The organism is Tenacibaculum litopenaei (genome assembly GCF_964514025.1).
GTDB lineage: Bacteria > Bacteroidota > Bacteroidia > Flavobacteriales > Flavobacteriaceae > Polaribacter > Polaribacter litopenaei.
The window spans coordinates 431,613-448,774 of record NZ_CAZEQT010000003.1 but is presented as its reverse complement, the minus strand read 5'-3'; the positions used below and the strand labels follow the sequence as shown (position 1 = coordinate 448,774).

At 40.7% G+C, this 17,162-nt stretch carries 15 protein-coding genes; 4 read left to right on the top strand and 11 right to left on the bottom strand.

The features are described 5' to 3' along the window. Window positions 1-20: 20 nt before the first annotated feature. From ACKTS5_RS06485 to kynU, 9 genes are read right to left on the bottom strand one after another with little or no spacing between them, the layout of a single operon-like run. Entirely contained in the window at window positions 21-422 is a 402-nt protein-coding gene (locus tag ACKTS5_RS06485) for a PaaI family thioesterase (RefSeq protein WP_408043037.1), read from the bottom strand. 7 nt (window positions 423-429) lie between these two features. Continuing rightward, window positions 430-957, bottom strand: coding sequence for a 3-hydroxyanthranilate 3,4-dioxygenase (locus ACKTS5_RS06480; RefSeq protein WP_408043036.1), 528 nt, complete (start codon window positions 955-957; stop codon window positions 430-432). Between the two features lie 29 nt (window positions 958-986). Continuing rightward, on the bottom strand, window positions 987-1,763 hold the full coding sequence (locus ACKTS5_RS06475) for an SDR family oxidoreductase (protein WP_408043035.1): 777 nt from the start codon (window positions 1,761-1,763) through the stop codon (window positions 987-989). Window positions 1,764-1,788: 25 nt separating this feature from the next. Beyond that, entirely contained in the window at window positions 1,789-3,237 is a 1,449-nt protein-coding gene (locus ACKTS5_RS06470; RefSeq protein WP_408043034.1) for an aldehyde dehydrogenase, read from the bottom strand. A 21-nt stretch (window positions 3,238-3,258) separates the two neighbouring features. Further along, entirely contained in the window at window positions 3,259-3,951 is a 693-nt protein-coding gene (locus ACKTS5_RS06465; RefSeq protein ID WP_408043033.1) for a phytanoyl-CoA dioxygenase family protein, read from the bottom strand. Window positions 3,952-3,953: 2 nt separating this feature from the next. Continuing rightward, on the bottom strand, window positions 3,954-4,364 hold the full coding sequence (locus tag ACKTS5_RS06460) for a RidA family protein (protein ID WP_408043032.1): 411 nt from the start codon (window positions 4,362-4,364) through the stop codon (window positions 3,954-3,956). 3 nt (window positions 4,365-4,367) lie between these two features. Beyond that, window positions 4,368-4,895, bottom strand: coding sequence for a DUF1697 domain-containing protein (locus tag ACKTS5_RS06455; RefSeq protein WP_408043031.1), 528 nt, complete (start codon window positions 4,893-4,895; stop codon window positions 4,368-4,370). Then, on the bottom strand, window positions 4,895-6,319 hold the full coding sequence (locus ACKTS5_RS06450) for an FAD-dependent oxidoreductase (protein WP_408043030.1): 1,425 nt from the start codon (window positions 6,317-6,319) through the stop codon (window positions 4,895-4,897). The genes ACKTS5_RS06455 and ACKTS5_RS06450 overlap by 1 nt, the downstream gene beginning before the upstream one ends. Before the next feature lie 21 nt (window positions 6,320-6,340). Next, window positions 6,341-7,600, bottom strand: coding sequence for a kynureninase (gene kynU, locus ACKTS5_RS06445; RefSeq protein WP_408043029.1), 1,260 nt, complete (start codon window positions 7,598-7,600; stop codon window positions 6,341-6,343). A 147-nt stretch (window positions 7,601-7,747) separates the two neighbouring features. Between kynU and ACKTS5_RS06440 the strand changes: the two genes are divergently transcribed. The 3 genes from ACKTS5_RS06440 (at window position 7,748) to ACKTS5_RS06430 (ending at window position 11,177) form a co-directional block, all read left to right on the top strand. After that, window positions 7,748-8,527 carry an IclR family transcriptional regulator gene (locus tag ACKTS5_RS06440; RefSeq protein ID WP_408043028.1) on the top strand — a complete coding sequence of 260 codons (780 nt, stop codon included), beginning with the start codon at window positions 7,748-7,750 and terminating at the stop codon, window positions 8,525-8,527. Between the two features lie 165 nt (window positions 8,528-8,692). Then, window positions 8,693-10,129 (top strand): hypothetical protein, encoded by a 1,437-nt coding sequence (locus ACKTS5_RS06435; RefSeq protein WP_408043027.1) that lies wholly within the window; start codon window positions 8,693-8,695, stop codon window positions 10,127-10,129. A 46-nt stretch (window positions 10,130-10,175) separates the two neighbouring features. Further along, on the top strand, window positions 10,176-11,177 hold the full coding sequence (locus tag ACKTS5_RS06430; protein WP_408043026.1) for a hypothetical protein: 1,002 nt from the start codon (window positions 10,176-10,178) through the stop codon (window positions 11,175-11,177). A gap of 41 nt (window positions 11,178-11,218) precedes the next feature. Here the strand turns inward: ACKTS5_RS06430 and serA are convergent, their stop codons facing one another. Together serA and ACKTS5_RS06420 are read right to left on the bottom strand one after the other, a co-directional pair. Next, window positions 11,219-13,120 (bottom strand): phosphoglycerate dehydrogenase, encoded by a 1,902-nt coding sequence (gene serA / locus ACKTS5_RS06425; RefSeq protein ID WP_408043025.1) that lies wholly within the window; start codon window positions 13,118-13,120, stop codon window positions 11,219-11,221. Between the two features lie 113 nt (window positions 13,121-13,233). After that, complete coding sequence (locus tag ACKTS5_RS06420; RefSeq protein WP_408043024.1) at window positions 13,234-14,058, bottom strand: UbiA prenyltransferase family protein; 825 nt, start codon at window positions 14,056-14,058, stop codon at window positions 13,234-13,236. Window positions 14,059-14,186: 128 nt separating this feature from the next. On the opposite strand from ACKTS5_RS06420, the gene gcvP reads away from it, so the two are divergent. Further along, window positions 14,187-17,042 carry an aminomethyl-transferring glycine dehydrogenase gene (gene gcvP, locus ACKTS5_RS06415; RefSeq protein WP_408043023.1) on the top strand — a complete coding sequence of 952 codons (2,856 nt, stop codon included), beginning with the start codon at window positions 14,187-14,189 and terminating at the stop codon, window positions 17,040-17,042. Window positions 17,043-17,162: the final 120 nt, after the last annotated feature.

Below are 17,162 nucleotides of genomic sequence, written 5' to 3'. Positions count from 1 at the left end.
ACTATTTCTGATTAATTTGTTTATTCATTCTTGACACAAAACATGGTCGCTTGCATGGTCGCAATCAACGTATCGTCATTCCCTATGAGTTTAGCTTCACAAAAAACGAGCGTTTTTCCAGCTTTTACCACGGTTCCTATCGCCTTTAGCTCGCTAGCTACCGCGGGGCGCAATAAATTAGTTTTAAACTCCACCGAAAGTACGTCGGCATCCGCTGGCATAACGGTCAATGCAGCATATCCACAGGCTACATCCATCAAACTAGTTAGGACCCCAGCGTGGACAAAACCGTTTTGTTGTGTTAACTCAGGTCGCTTTTGACAGGTTATTACTACCTGTCCCTCCGTTACTAAAGCCAATTTTGCGCCGAGCGTGGTCATAAACTGTTGTTGCTCAAAGCTACTTTTTACGCGCTCTTCCATACCTAACCTAGGCTTTGTTCGGTGCTTCCATCACGGTACCACAATTATCACAAGTACACTTTTGCTTATCCGAATAATACCTATCAAAAATGATCGGCATATCCGTTTCTATATTATCCAAAGCAAACTCCTCTCGGTACAATTGATGCCCGCAATTTTCACAATACCACTCCAGGGCATCCATCATTCCCTCGGCACGTGGATACTCAATTACCAAACCTACGGTATCCGCTTTCCTCTGTGGTGAATGTGGTACTTTTCCTGGCAAGAGATAAATATCCCCTTCCTTGATTTCTACATCGATCATTTTTCCGGAATCATCAATGATTTTCAATACCATATCTCCCTCTACTTGATAAAAGAACTCAGGAGTTTCATTATAGTGGTAATCCTTACGGTTATTTGGGCCTCCCACTACCATTACGATATACTCTCCATCTTTCCATACCTGCTTATTTCCTACGGGTGGTTTGAGTAAATGACGATGTTCATCAATCCACTTCTTAAAATTCAAAGGTTGTACTAACTTGCTCATATTTTTGTGTGTTATGGGTTGCTGTTTACTTATAAACTCTTGGTACGTCCACCGTCTACCGGTACGTTGATACCATTGATAAAACTCGCTTTTTCACTTGCTAAAAACACAACGGCATTGGCTACCTCTTCAGGAGCGGCAAACCTTTTCGCTGGCGACGCGTTTTTCATTATCTCTGCAACCTCTTCAAGTGACTTTCCTGTTTTGGCTGCTTTGTTTTTAATAATTTCAGTCAAGCGCTCTGTAGCTGTGGCCCCAGGCAATACATTATTTACCGTAATTTTATGTGCTCCTAACTCATTTGCTAGTGTTTTTGACCAATTCGCTACGGCTCCTCGAATCGTATTGGAAACTCCCAATCCGTCGAGTGGTTGCTTTACTGAAGTCGATATGATATTAATAATTCTACCATAGCCCTCCTCTTTCATAAACGGAACTACAGCTTGTGCTAACACGTGATTGCATTTTAGGTGTTGGGTAAACGCTTTTTCAAATGCAGCTATTTCCGCTGTAAACACAGGTCCTCCCGCAGGTCCTCCTGTATTATTTACCAAAATGTGATATGTTAAAGGACTCGCTTCCAATTGCTCTTTTAACTGTGCTGGATTTGAAAAATCCGCAACTATATAGCTGTGCTTTTGACCTTCATTAGGTAACTCCTCAAGTACTGCTTTTAATTTTTCTTCATTTCTAGCCACCAAAGTCACAGCAGCTCCTTCTGATGCGAGTAGCATCGCAGTTGCTTTACCTATTCCTTGCGTACTACCACATACCAAGGCATTTTTATTTATCAATCCTAAATTCATGATCTCTGTTTATTTTTTTAATTCACTATTCATCGTATTGTATGCATACATTTTTTGGTTCCGTAAAAAAACGAAGCGCTTCCAAACCTCCTTCACGTCCCACACCACTAGCTTTCATTCCGCCAAAAGGGGTACGCAAGTCCCGAAGTAACCAAGTGTTTACCCAAATTATTCCGGCTTGTAAGTACTGACTCATGCGCATAGTTCTTGAAAGATTACTCGTCCACAAAGTCGCTGACAAGCCATAGGGTACATCGTTTGCCATTTCCAACACTTCCTCTTCAGAGGTGAATGGCATCAAAGTAACTACCGGTCCAAAAATTTCTTCTTGATTCAAGGTACATTTGTTAGATGTAACCTCAATTACAGTAGGCTCCATGTAATAGCCTCCTTCTTTTCCTTTAACGACTACTTTATTTCCTCCGGTTAACAGCTTCATCCCTGACTCTTGCCCAGCTAAAGCTACATAAGAGAGTACCTTGTTACGGTGTTCCTCACTTACCAAGGCCCCCAAGTTTGAAGTATCGCTAAAAGGATCTCCTACTTTGAGTTCTTTTACTTTCGCGATAAAATCAGTTTTGAAACGTTCGTAAATACTCGCTTCCACAAAAATTCGACTACCACATAAACAAATTTGTCCCTGATTCGCAAAGGAAGACCTCAGTGTTGTTGCTAACATTTTGTCGTAATCCGCATCAGCAAAAATGATATTCGGGTTTTTGCCCCCCAACTCCAACGACAATTTTTTAAACATCGGTGCCGCCGTTCTGGCAATATGAGCACCAGTGGCAGTTCCTCCTGTAAAGGAAATAGCCTTAATATTGGGGTGACTAATGATCGCCTGTCCTGCGGTGCTTCCGAGTCCGTGAACGATATTTAATACTCCTTTAGGCAATCCTGCTTCATTACAAATTTCTCCTAATAAATAAGCAGTCATCGGGGTTACTTCACTAGGCTTAGCAACTACGCAATTTCCAGCCGCCAAAGCCGGAGCAATCTTCCATGTAAACAAGTATAACGGTAAGTTCCAAGGTGAAATACAGCCCACTACCCCTATTGGTTTTCTCAAGGTAAAATTAACGGCATTTCGTCCTACCGTTTCGTGTGACTCTGATGAAAACTGTGTGGCTGCATTCGCAAAAAATTGAAAATTAGCCGCAGCCCTAGGAATGTCAATTTGTTTTGCCAAGGTCAAAGGCTTCCCGTTATCTTTTGCTTCGGCAGTTGCCAACGCGTCTAATCGCTCTTGAATTCCTCGCGAAATTTCCGATAAAATACGACTCCTCTCTTCTAAAGCGCTTCTAGACCAGCCAGGAAAAGCACGCTCTGCAGCCTTGTACGCTGCTTCGACATCGGCTTGGTTTGAGTTCGGTATTTGCCCGTACACTACTCCCTCTGATGGATTGTAGTTATCCAGCCATTGCGCTGATATTGGATCTGTAAATTCACCAGCTATGTAATTTTGTATTCTCATTTCCCAGCTTTTTACACTATTTTAATTCATTTTATACTTTTCTAACCACCCCATTGGAATCTCACTTGCGGCGAATTCTATATGAACCACAGCTCTCTCCTCTGATGAAACGGATTTATTCGAGGCGTGAAGGAGCAAAGGTTTCATCAACATGATACCTCCCTTCGGCACCGTACAGCAAACTTCACTCGACCAATCCACTGTGGTGGATGCCTCGTTCAAACGCAGTATTCCGTGCTGATGTGAACCCGGAATTACGCGTAAAGCTCCGTTATTTTCATCGGTATCATCCAAGTGAATTCTGCACGTAATCAATTCTTCCAAAATTTCTTTGGGAGGTACAACTCCCAATTGTCCCTGTTTGGAAGTCCATTGCGCAAAACCATCGGCTTCTATTTTCTGTTCCACACCAATACTTACATCTTGGTGATACGACACAAACCAGTTCGCTTGTTTAGGTTTGTTAAAATAAATACTCTTTGCAGCAAATCGGTCTTTCATCAGGGGTTGTAACAACTCGTTAAATACATTGTGCTGGCACAGTCGCACCCATACATCAGGACACTTTTTAAAGAGTTGTCGCACGGCATGTACATCGGAATTCACACCCAAAACTTGCTTTAACTCTATAACTTCAGACAAGGTAAACACCTCAGGAATTATTAAAAACCCCTGTTTTTCGAACTGTCTTATTTGATCCTTTGTCAACTGCATGATTACTGTTTTTTATAAGCCACGACCTTAATTTCTATCAATAAATGTGGATGTGGTAATTGATGCACTGCTACCGTCGTTCTCGTCGGTCCATTATAGTCAAAGAATTTAGCATACTCTTCGTTATAACCTCCAAAATCGTTCATATTAACCAAAAACGAAGTCACGTCTACCACATCACTTAAATCAGCTCCTACTTCCTGAAGAATGTCTCGAATATTCTCGATAACCGCGCGGGTTTGTTTTCTGATATCTAAGTTAGTGGTACCAAACTCATCCACTTCCACACCTTCAAAGCTATTATCTGGTCTTCTCGAACTAGTACCAGAAACATAAATAAAATCTCCTACCTGTTTTACATGAGGAAACTTCCCTCTAGGCGTTGCCTTTCCTTTGATTACTTTACTATCCATAAATTATTTTGTTAGATTTTCAGCTAACGACAATAACGTGATTGTTGTTTTTAAGTTTCTTGTCGTCGCCTGCACTTTTAACTTCTTTTCAAAAAAATTATTCGTCAATTTAGTCTTACCATACCCTCCCACAGCATTTACATATACGCAATGCGCAGTCAATTCGAAACCGTCTTCTTTGGCATCCACATCAATAGTTTTCACCTCACTTTCACTGTTTAGAAAGGTAAAATACTGTTGTTTTTCGGGCATCTCAGCATACGGGTTTGCAAAAATTACCTCTTTCCAAGCTTGTACACTCCATACCTGCACCGGAACATCTATTTCAAAATTGTCACGGAGCACCTTCTCGATCACCTCCTGGATTTCAGAGGTCGTTTTCTCTGATTGTAAAACGATGTTTCCGCTCTGTATATAGGTTTGTACATTCTGCAACCCCCTATTCAAGAGTTCGGACTGAAAGGGCTTCATAGGAAGCTTGTTCTTTCCGGAAACATTGACCCCTCGAAGAATAATTATATGCGTATTCATTACTTGAGTCCTGCTATTTTATCTTCGTCCATCACCTCCTGTGTTTCCTCCTGAACTTTCTTAAAAATGGCCGCAAGGTCTAAGTCTTCGTCAGGTAAATTTGTAGCTACGGTACCATCAGCAATCATGTTTAACAGGGCTTTATCTTGAGCGCGTCCTTTTATCATTGCTTCATGATATCCGATATCCTCATTAAAGGTCACCATAGAATACTTAGAAAAGTAGGCTTCTGGATATTCTTTTTCTAATAGCATTTCCAATCTTCTCTTTTCTTTAAAGAGTGGATTGGCTACGTGATCTCTCATTTCGTAGTAATTCTCAACTGCCAAATCACCAATGGCATCTGCATCCTTTTTACGGCGTTTTTGATAGGTTTTAAATACGAGTTCCCAATCGCCCTCACAGGTATCCAATACCTCATCTAACACCAAGACATCTTCAAAAGAAGCATTCATCCCTTGTCCGTAGAACGGCACAATTGCATGAGCGGCATCACCAATCAGCAGCGTATTCCCTTTGTAATACCAAGGTGCGCACTTCACGGTTCCCAAGGCACCCGTCGGATTATTTTCAAACTCTTCAAGGATGTTTGGAATCAAGGCCAAAGCATCGGGAAACTCTTCCTTAAAAAACGCTGTAATTGCCGCTTCAGAATCGAGTCCTTTAAAATGATATGCTCCTTCTTCATGCCCCAAAAATAGTGTTACAGTAAAACTTCCATCCATATTAGGAAGTGCGATTAGCATATAGGCACCTCTAGGCCAAATATGCAAATGGTCTTTACTGATTTGATGGTTCCCAAGGGCATCTGCCGGAATTTCAAGTTCTTTATAGCCGTGTGTCAAATACTCTTGGCTGTAACTGAACAAAAATTTCTTTTCCAAATAATAACTCTTACGTAAAACTGAACCAGCACCATCCGCTCCGAAAATCACGGCTCCTTCCACTTCAAAACTGTCGTCATTTTCATAGGAGCTAAAATATGCTCGTTTGGCCTCAATATCGACACGTGTACACTTCACATTAAAATGTAAGTTTACATTTGGAGCTGCCTCAGCTTCGTCTAACAAGATAGCATTGAGATCTCCTCGAGAAATCGAATTAATGTACTCTCCGGATCTCCCTGAATAATTTGACGCGAAGGTATTTCCTTGTTTATCATGTACAAGTCTACCGTACATCGGTATACAAATTTCACGTGCTTTGGTTGCCACTCCTGCCATTTCCAAGGCCTTAAACCCTCTGTCTGACAAGGCCAAGTTGATAGAACGTCCTGCAGAAATATCCACTTTCCTTAAGTCAGGTCGGCTTTCATAGACGTCTACTTTATAGCCTCTTTGAGCCAATCGCAGTGCTAGCAAACTTCCACACAGTCCTGCACCGATAATAACTACTTCTTTTTTATGTACTTGAGCACTCTTCATATTCTTTAGTATTTCTAGATCTTAGAGTAATTTTCTTAAAATTTCAACCATATGGTACACATCTTGAAAACTGTTGTACAACGGTACCGGAGCACAGCGAATTACATCGGGCTCTCTCCAATCGGTTATCACGTGATGTTCCATTAAGGCATTGTGCAAACTCTTATCTGCATCTTTTACTTGTATTGACAATTGACATCCTCTTTGTCGGGGATCACTCGGTGTAATAATCTTTATTCTGTCGGTATCTATTTGGTTAATCAAATACTCAAAATACCCTGTAAGTTTCTCTGATTTTTCTCGCAATGCAGCCATTCCTACTTGATCAAAAACTTCCAATGAAGCTCTAATAGCCGCCATGGACAAAATAGGAGGATTACTCAGTTGCCAACCTTCTGCTCCAGGCATAACATCAAAAGGTTGTCGCATATTAAATCGAGTAGCTTTGTTGTGATTCCACCACCCTGAAAAGCGCGGTAAGTCACGGTTGTGAGCATGTCGTTCATGCACAAACAACCCCGCTAAACTTCCTGGGCCTGAGTTCAAATACTTATAAGTACACCAAGCAGCAAAATCGACTCCACTCTCATGCAACTCGGGACTGATATTCCCAGCTCCATGCGCCAAATCTATTCCTACCATACAACCGTGTTGGTGTCCTATATCTGCAATTGCTTTTAGGTTCAAATACTGTCCGGTATAGTAGTTTACTCCGCCGATCAACAACAACGCAATTTCATCGCCTTGTTCTTGCATAATACTTTCTAAGTCTTCTATTCTCAGTAATTCTTCTCCTGCTCGCGGGCGCCATTCCACCAATCCTTCTTCAGGATCAAAACCGTGGAATCTTAACTGTGATTCCACCGCATACCTATCGGAAGGGAACGCATCACTCTCTATGACTATTTTAAACTTCTTCTTTGTCGGTTGATAAAACGACACCATCAACAGGTGTAAATTGGTTGTCAATGTATTCATTACCACTACCTCTAAAGGCTTTGCTCCGACGATAGCTGCCATCTTTTCGGTTAAAAATTCGTGGTAAGGTAACCAAGGGGTATCGCCCTCAAAGTGGCCCTCTACTCCGTAGTTTGCCCAATCATTGAGTTCTTGTTGGATGTATTTTTCTGTCAACTTAGGTTGTAATCCCAGAGAATTCCCCGTAAAATACAACCACTCTTTTCCTTCCTTAGTTTTTGGAATATGAAACGCTTCACGCAGAGGTGCCAGCGCGTCTTCTTTATCTTGCTGAATCGCGTACGCTAATGATGATGAATACATAAAAGCTCCTTTTATTTTTACGGCATTACTCGTTGCCGTTTTTTGGTTATTTCATTTCGTTCCGTTTCACTATTCAAAACGGTGTTTTATAAAGTTAAACATTTTTATGTATATTAGCAATAACAAGCTTAAAAAGAACACTTCTTTATGTCCCTTTTAGACGATAAAAAAATAAATCAGTCCATCATCAAAGCCTTTACACTATTAGAGGCCTTCACCACCGACCACCCTGTTTGGGGAGTTCGAGAGCTCGCCGTAAAAACGGGTTATAACAAAAGCACAGTGTACCGATTACTGTACACCTTGAGTTCTATGAATTTGGTGCAGCAAAATCAAAACGACAAATACAGCTTGGGAAGCAAATTGTTCGAACTAGGCAATCGCGTTTCGATATACAAAACGCTGAAAAACCTAACCAACAACGCCATCAAAATGGTTGCTTTAGAAATTCAGGAAACCGTATTACTAAGCATACTTAAAGAAGACCAACTCTTTCACATTAACAAAGCTGACAGTATGCATGGCTTAAAAATCAATACGAGTATCGGCTCTTATCAACCTCTGCATGCTACAGCGTCAGGAAAACTGCTATTGGCCTACAGCTCTGTAGCAGAACAGCAGCATTTTTTAAATCAAGCTACGCTCGAACCCTACACCAAGCATACGATTACTACCGCTGCTGGTTTAACGAAGCAATTTTCAGAAATTCAAGAAAAAGGATTCGCTTTGGACATCGAAGAATTTGAACCAGGACTGGTATGTATAGCCATTCCGGTTAAAAATAAAGAACATAAAACCATTGCTGCTCTGGGTGCCTCCGGCCCTCTCAGTCGTTTCAAAATGGAAAATGTTTCGAATTACCTCAACATACTCAAAAAAGGAGTTTCAAATATTGAGCGTAATTTATTGCATTTTGAACAACTTTAGCACACAGCTACACACATACTCCCCTTACCCACTCTCACAACTGATTTACAAACACTTAACACACAGCGCCTAATAAAGTAACCTTGACTTTTTAATTTTAAGTAGCTAGTTATAACAACTAAGCTTGCTACGTACTACTAAACATAACTTAAAACTTAAAAAATCATGGACCAAAAAACGGAACAGAATGTACTCAGTACTTTGTACACCCGATTATTCGAAGCAATTACAGTAACGCCAGAGAGCGGTGCTCAGGCACCATTTAATCCGCAAACAACTTTTATCCAACTTGCCAAGAATATGGCCATTAACCCATCGGATTTTGAAAATGCGGCATCACCTGCAAATCCAACGGGTAACCTAAATTCAGCGGAGACCTTCTCTTTATTTGTTGATCCTATACCTGCCATTGCCGCTGATTTTCAAGCGACAGCAAATCAAGTATCGGAAGTTTACAAAACCATTGTCAACGGTGCGAATACACATTCGGTTGTGGATCCTGCTCAGAAAAAAATCTACGAGGAAGCTTACAACTACTTAAATGTAGAAACCACTATCAAAGATTTTACGGGTAAAGAAACGACTCAAACCAACAAGTCACCGATTTACCAAACCTATTTACAAAACCAACAAGCGTACATTGCCGCTGTTAGCGGATACAGAACAGCCTACCTGGGTTACAACATGGACGACGTTCACGACCAGCGTGAATGGCAAGCTAGACAACCTTTATTAATGAATGCTGTTACCGCTTCGTACGACACCTGGAGAGCTCAAGGTGCTGACCAAGTAGAACAAGCATTGGCAGCCTTAGCTTCGAGTATCAACTCATCGGTACAAAATGCCATAGCAGCAGCGAGAGAAGCCGTTTCTGCTCAACATCAAATGGCCTCAAACTTACCAGGTGGACAAAACTGGTTATTGAGCTATGCGATGCCTTCAAATTGGATGCAAAAAGAGGCAGCGATTAACTTTTCTGAACTTAGTTTAACGAGCAAATACTTAGACAAAGAAACGAACAGTACATTCAATGAATGGAAAGGTGGTGCATCATGGAACCTCGGCCTTTGGAGTATTGGAGGTGGTACCAGCGGACATACCGAAGAGACAAACTACCACATGCAGGCTCAAAACTTTAGTCTTTCTGCCAAAATAGGCGTTGTCAGAGTATTTAGACCTTGGATGCATGAATTCCTATTCAGAATGGATAATTGGTTTATTGATGGACGTCCTAAACACGGAATCTCGAATGGTAAACTAGCAGGGAACCAAGACAATCTTCTACCGCTAATTCCGACATCATTTATCGTTGCTAGAGACATCGAAATTTCGGGTGATTTCAGTACTGAAGATAAATCGCACATTGAAAAATCTATTTCCGGAACTACCTCTGTAGGTTGGGGCCCCTTTAAACTTTCTGGATCCTACACCCACAGTAGCTCAAAAGACACATTTCATTCTACCTTCGACGGTAGTACCATAAAAGTACCGGGTATCCAAATCATAGCCTTTGCCAGCGAAATCACACCTCCATCTGCGCCATTAAGCGCTCCTGAGGTGACGGAAAACGCTACAAAAAAGGCAGGACTCGCTACCAATTAATTCTAAATAACGGGGTTTTTCAAAACGGGAAACCCCATATTTTATTATGAGCTTACTTTTAGACTTCGAAAAAATAGTTGCACATGCCCTTGAAGAAAACCACCCCAAGGCCCGTAGTCAAGCAACCGTTGAAAAACCTGTTTTTCAACTTAATGAATTTCCTTTTCCAATAGCCTTAGACGCATACAATAATGCCTACAGCCCTGCTAACCCCGAAGGGAATTACCTGCACGCCTTTCGCTTTCGCGATTTGGTGAACGCAATTCCCGATTTGACAAAATTCTTCACTACAAGTGCGAATACCGTGGAGCAATCTTATCAAAATCTCATTCAAGGCGCCAGTATTGTAGAAGATTCTAAATTTGTATCGCAGGCTTTTTACGAGGCACAACAGAAATTCTCAGTGTCCAAAATGTCAGGACTTTCTCAAAGCCCTACCTCCTGGCAATTGGCCAATGCCATACCATACAATTGGACAGACCTACTTACCGCCCCAAAAAGTTTACCTAAGATATACCTCGATTTACAAAAACTGCCAACACTTTTTGACGATCAATATCAAACCTTACTCCCTTCCAAAAACGCTGTTAAACTTCAGTCCAGAACTCCCGGTCAACAAGATGGCAAGCACATTTCATTAAGTACCGACAGTAGCCTCGAAACTATTTCATTCCGTTACCTCATGGTACAGGTTGAGCGATCATGGCTCAATACTGAACTATTTACTATGAATGATTGGTACCTATCCGGGCAACCTATTGGCTATTACAGTTCAGGTTCAACGACCAACAATGACGGCGTTTTTCCGCTGATGATTACTGGTGTCTTACTAGGAACTCAAATAGAAATTACTGGAAGTTTAAAAGCGAATGACACGAATTTCATTCACTCACAATTACAGGCCAACAAAGAAGTTAGTGTGGCTCAATTCCCTGTAGAAAATTTAATGATTAACGGTGATAAACAACAACTCAATGCCAATGCTGTTTACCTAATGGGATACGTGAGCCAATTGATCCCTTTAGCTCCGCGTATGCAAAGCTCTTAAAAAAAGCGTGCTGTATACGTATACAACACGCTCTATAACTGTTAGTACAGCACTCTAAATTTCGTGGTTCCTTCAATTTTCTTGAGGGCCGCAATCACTTCTTGGTTGTATACTTTATCAACATCTGTAATTACGTAACCTACTTTGTCATCTGTAGATAAGTATTGCCCTGTAATATTTAACTCAAACTCTGCTAAGACCTTATTGATTTGAGCCATAACACCTGGTACATTTTGATGTATATGTAAAAAACGGTGTGCATTTCGGTGTTTTGGTAATCGAATATTCGGGAAGTTCACTGCGTCAACAGTATTTCCTGAATTGATGTAATCCATAATTTTACCGGGCACAAAATCAGCAATATCTCGTTGAGCTTCTTCTGTACTTCCTCCAACGTGCGGGGTAAGAATTACGTTATCCAATCCTTTTAACTCCGTGATAAAGTCACCGTTCTTTCTAGGCTCTTCCGGATAAACATCAACAGCTGCTCCCGCTATTTTACCAGACTTTAATCCGGCTACCAAGGCTTGTATATCTACCACAAATCCTCGTGAAAGATTTACCAGATAAGCACCGTCTTTCATTTGTTTAATTTCTTCTTCTCCGATAAAATTCTTGTTGGCAGCATTATCATCAATGTGTAAAGTAATGACATCTGAAATTCCAAGTAGTTCCTTTAGTGTGGTTACTTTGGTAGCATTTCCGAGTGCCAACTTATCTTCTACATCGTAGTAATAGACATCCATTCCCAATGCTTCTGCCAATACTGACAACTGCTTTCCAATATTTCCATATCCGACAATTCCCAGTTTTTTTCCACGGACTTCGCGAGATCCTTGAGCTGTTTTATTCCATTGACCATTGTGCAATTCACTACTTCGTTGAAATACGCTTCGCATCAACATAATAATTTCACCGATAGCCAATTCTACAACGGATCTCGTATTGCTATATGGCGCATTAAATACGGTTACACCATGCACCTTACAAGTATCCAAATCAATTTGTTTGGTTCCGATACAAAAGGCTGCCACTACCATGAGCTTGTCTGCCGCCTCGACTACTTTCTTCGTCACCTGAGTTTTCGATCGAATTCCGAGGACATGTACATCTTTTAACTTCTCAATAAGTTCCTCTTCCGACAAACTTCTACTTACAGTTTCGACTGTAAAACCGTCTTCAGACAATTTTTTTTCAGCATCTGGGTGGATGTTCTCTAAAAGTAGTATTTTAATTCTGTGCTTTGGGTATGATATATTTCTCGGCAAATCGTTTACGTATAAAAATTCATCTAAATTCGGAGTGATATAATCCGCGTTTTCTACTGTTTTTGCGCGTGACACATTTTCTGTATACGCAAAAAACTTATCCGCTACTCCTGCTTCTCTGGTCACGTAATCACTGTAACCATCTCCTATTACTTGGATTTCTCCCTCCAAGTCCAACGCCTTTAAACAGGCAATTTTTCCATTGTGAGAGGCCAAAACATTTTGATCGTCAAACCCGACAATAACATCATTTTCATCAAAGACAAACGTATTGGCAAATACGCGTTCTGAAGGGATGTTATAATCAGCAACTATAGGATCAATAAATTCCTTGAAACCGGCCGATATCACATAAATGTCCTCTGAAAAGTTCTCAAAAAACTCCTTGTTACGTTCTATAGAACGGGAGACTTTTTGTCTTAGTTCTTTTATCAAAACATCCAAATCAGCTTTGTTAGCTTGTAACATTTTGATTCTTCTCCCTAATGATTCAGGAAAGGATATTTCTCCATCAATTCCCAAATTCGTAATATTAACAATGCCTTCGATAATTTCTTTTTTATCGGGATTGTTTGCCAGCGTAATTTCTGCGAGTACGTCTAGCGCTTCAACTTTAGTAAGCGTACTGTCAAAGTCGAAAATAAAATTTCTTTTTTGTGTACCAACTGTGTTCATTGTATTGTGTTGTTGTATTGTTGGTCGCAAAGTACAAAGCTTCTGCTAAAAAAGTATCACAAAACGATAACATTTTCAAATCCGAAGCCATTTAGTTTAAATTGCAAACATATTTATAAGAAATTTACAAAAACTATTAGTAAAATCAACCAAAATATCGGTAGTGCTTCGACCCAGAAAGAACTATAATAACGATATTGTTGCGGAGTAGCTCGCATTAGTAAAATGGCTGTCAGTCCAAAAAGCGCTAAAAACACACGGTGATACAACGCTGGTGCCATGATGTTAAATTCAAGAATCAGACAAATTGCCAGTAATAAGATTCCTAATTTTTTCGTTTGAGCCACGCCCAACCGTTTGGGAAGGGTGCGCAAACTCAGTTCGTCACGATTCATATCTCTAATGTCAAAGGGTAGTACCCAAACCACCACTAACAAAAATCGCTGCGCTCCTAGCATTAGGACATTCGTATACGAATACTGTTCGCACTGCAATACCGGAAGCATAACGGTTACCCCCACCCAAACGGAAGCGACAATCAACACTTTTACCACTCCTTCACTTCTGAGATTTTTTTTGAAGCCTTTATAAAAAGGGATCGTGTACAACAAAGTCAAAAGGCCAAAAGGCACTAAACACCACAATATACGCGCTGGCAATTGCCCTACGTAATACACCCAACAGCCAAAACACAGCAATGAAAAAACCTGTATATATCGAAGATTCACGGTCAAACTCGCGTGTTTGAATTTTGCTAAACTCGCGTATTTCACAAAGTTATACGCCGTAATCGTTCCGTAAAAAGCGGTATAAGCAACGGGTTCATTATAGGGTAACCCGAGGTATTTCTCTGTAATTCTTACCAAGGCGTACACGGCTAATGCAACGTGTATACTCGCATTGATATAAAAATTAAACAACCATAATAAAAGCTTCATAAGGCAAAGGTAAGACAAGAATCCTTTCCACACACTTAAGTTAATAAATTAACAATTTACGGTAAAAAAGATAGGTTTAAAATCAGCAATTTTGATTATTTTTGAGCCACTTAAAACAAACAGCACAAATGAACACAAATTCATTTCAATTAAGACATATAGGTCCTAATCAAAAAGACCGCGAAACGATGTTGAAAACTGTGGGGGTAACAACATTAGACCAATTAATTTACGAAACAATTCCAGACGATATTCGATTGAACCAAGAGCTCGATTTAGCTCCAGCCATGAGTGAGTACGAATACCTCAATCATATCAACGAGTTAGCTGCGAAGAACAAAGTTTTTAAAAGTTACATTGGACTTGGTTATCACGAAGCGATACTTCCTAGTGTAATTCAACGCAACATCTTGGAAAACCCAGGATGGTATACTGCTTACACACCTTACCAGGCAGAAATCGCTCAAGGTAGACTCGAGGCCTTACTCAACTACCAAACTATGGTTTGCGATCTTACTGGAATGGAATTGGCTAATGCTTCTTTACTCGATGAAGGGACTGCTGCTGCAGAGGCAATGGCATTGCTTTTAGATGTAAGAGAACGTGCTAAGAAAAAGGCAAAAGCCAATAAGTTTTTTGTTTCGGAAGAGATTTTACCACAAACCCTTTCGGTACTTAAAACACGAGCTATTCCAATTGGCGTTGAACTCGTTATTGGAAACCACAAGGATTTTGACTTTGCCGAAGACTTTTACGGAGCAATTTTACAATACCCAGGAAAGCACGGAGAAGTACACGACTACGCTGACTTTGTAAGTAAAGCAAACGAACAGCAAATAAAAGTGGCTGTTGCCGCGGATATTTTATCGTTAGTAGCACTTCAAGCACCAGGAGAATTCGGTGTTGATGTGGTTGTAGGTACTACCCAACGTTTTGGTATTCCATTAGGATACGGAGGTCCTCACGCAGGGTACTTTGCTACCAAAGAGGCATATAAACGAAGCATTCCAGGTCGTATTATCGGGGTTACTAAAGACAGAGATGGTGGAAGAGCTCTTAGAATGGCTTTGCAAACTCGTGAGCAGCACATTAAAAGAGAACGTGCAACCTCTAATATCTGTACAGCTCAGGTATTATTAGCTGTAATGGCAGGAATGTATGCCGTGTACCACGGTAAAGACGGATTAACCTATATCGCTAACCGCGTTCACCAACACGCTGTAACCCTAGCTGCTGCATTAAATAAATTAGGATTTAAACAGCTAAACTCAAATTACTTCGACACCTTACTTATCGAAGTAGAAGCACAGCAATTGCGCACGGTTGCAGAAAGTAAGCACATCAACTTTAACTATATCGATGCGAACCACGTTTCAATTTCATTAAACGAAACGGTAAGCCTCAAAGAATTAAATGCTATCGTAGATTGTTTTGAACAAGCATTTAACGTTCAAGATATCGAAATCACAGAATTAGTGGCCACTACCGCAATAGATAGTCAATTGGCTAGAACCACTGATTTCTTAAACCACGAGGTTTTCAACACGTATCATTCTGAAACAGAAATGATGCGTTATATTAAAAAATTAGAGCGCAAAGATCTCGCATTAAATCATTCAATGATCTCGTTAGGATCATGTACTATGAAATTAAATGCTGCATCAGAGATGTTGCCATTGAGCAACCCACAATGGGGAAATATCCATCCGTTTGCTCCAATTGATCAAGCGGCAGGATATCAAGAAATGCTCAAAAATTTAGAAGAGCAACTGAACGTGGTTACTGGTTTTGCCGGTACTTCACTACAACCCAACTCGGGAGCTCAAGGAGAGTTTGCTGGATTGATGGTTATCAGAGCTTATCATCAAGCTAATGGCGATCACCACAGAAACATCTGTATCATCCCTGCATCTGCTCACGGAACCAACCCTGCCTCTGCTGTTATGGCCGGAATGAAAGTGGTTGTAACCAAAACAGATGACAAAGGAAACATCGATGTTGCCGATCTTCGTCAGAAAGCTGAACAACACAAAGACAACCTCGCTGCCTTAATGGTAACCTACCCATCAACTCACGGTGTTTACGAAAAGGCGATTAGAGAAATTACTCAAATTATTCACGACAACGGAGGACAAGTATATATGGACGGTGCCAATATGAATGCTCAGGTTGGCCTAACGAATCCAGCAACCATTGGAGCAGATGTTTGTCACTTGAACTTACACAAAACTTTTGCGATTCCTCACGGAGGTGGTGGACCTGGTGTTGGACCTATCTGTGTAGCTCCTCAACTCGTACCTTATTTACCTACGAATCCTGTAATTACTACCGGTGGAGAGCAAGCTATCACAGCTATTAGTGCGGCCCCTTGGGGATCTGCCTTAGCCTGCTTAATTTCGTATGGATATATTACTATGTTAGGAGCAGACGGACTTACCAATGCTACCAAAAATGCCATTTTGAACGCCAATTATATGAAAGAGCGTTTACAAGGACATTTCGACACCCTATATACCGGAGAAATGGGACGTGCTGCCCACGAAATGATCGTAGATTGTAGAGCCTTTAAACAAAACGGAATTGAGGTAGTTGATATCGCTAAGCGACTCATGGATTACGGATTCCACGCTCCTACAGTTTCCTTCCCAGTAGCAGGAACTATTATGATAGAACCAACGGAAAGTGAAAACTTAGCCGAGCTTGATCGTTTTTGTGATGCCTTAATTTCTATTCGTAAAGAAATTGATAACGCAAGCAAAGACGACGCTAACAATATGTTGAAAAATGCTCCTCATACGCAGGAAATGCTAACTGCAGATGAATGGGATTTACCGTATTCAAGAAAAGAAGCTGCTTTCCCTCTTGACTACATTGCTGACAACAAGTTTTGGCCATCTGTGCGCCGTGTAGACGATGCCTTTGGTGATCGAAACCTCGTTTGTTCATGTAATCCTATTGAAGATTATATCGAAGCTGAAGCCTAAGGTTTACAGTTGAACACTAATACAATGAAGCCCCGTTAGTAACGGGGCTTTTTTATGCTTCTCGTTTTCAATTCTTTAGTATAATCAGAGAAATTTTAACAGTTTATCCCTTACAATTTC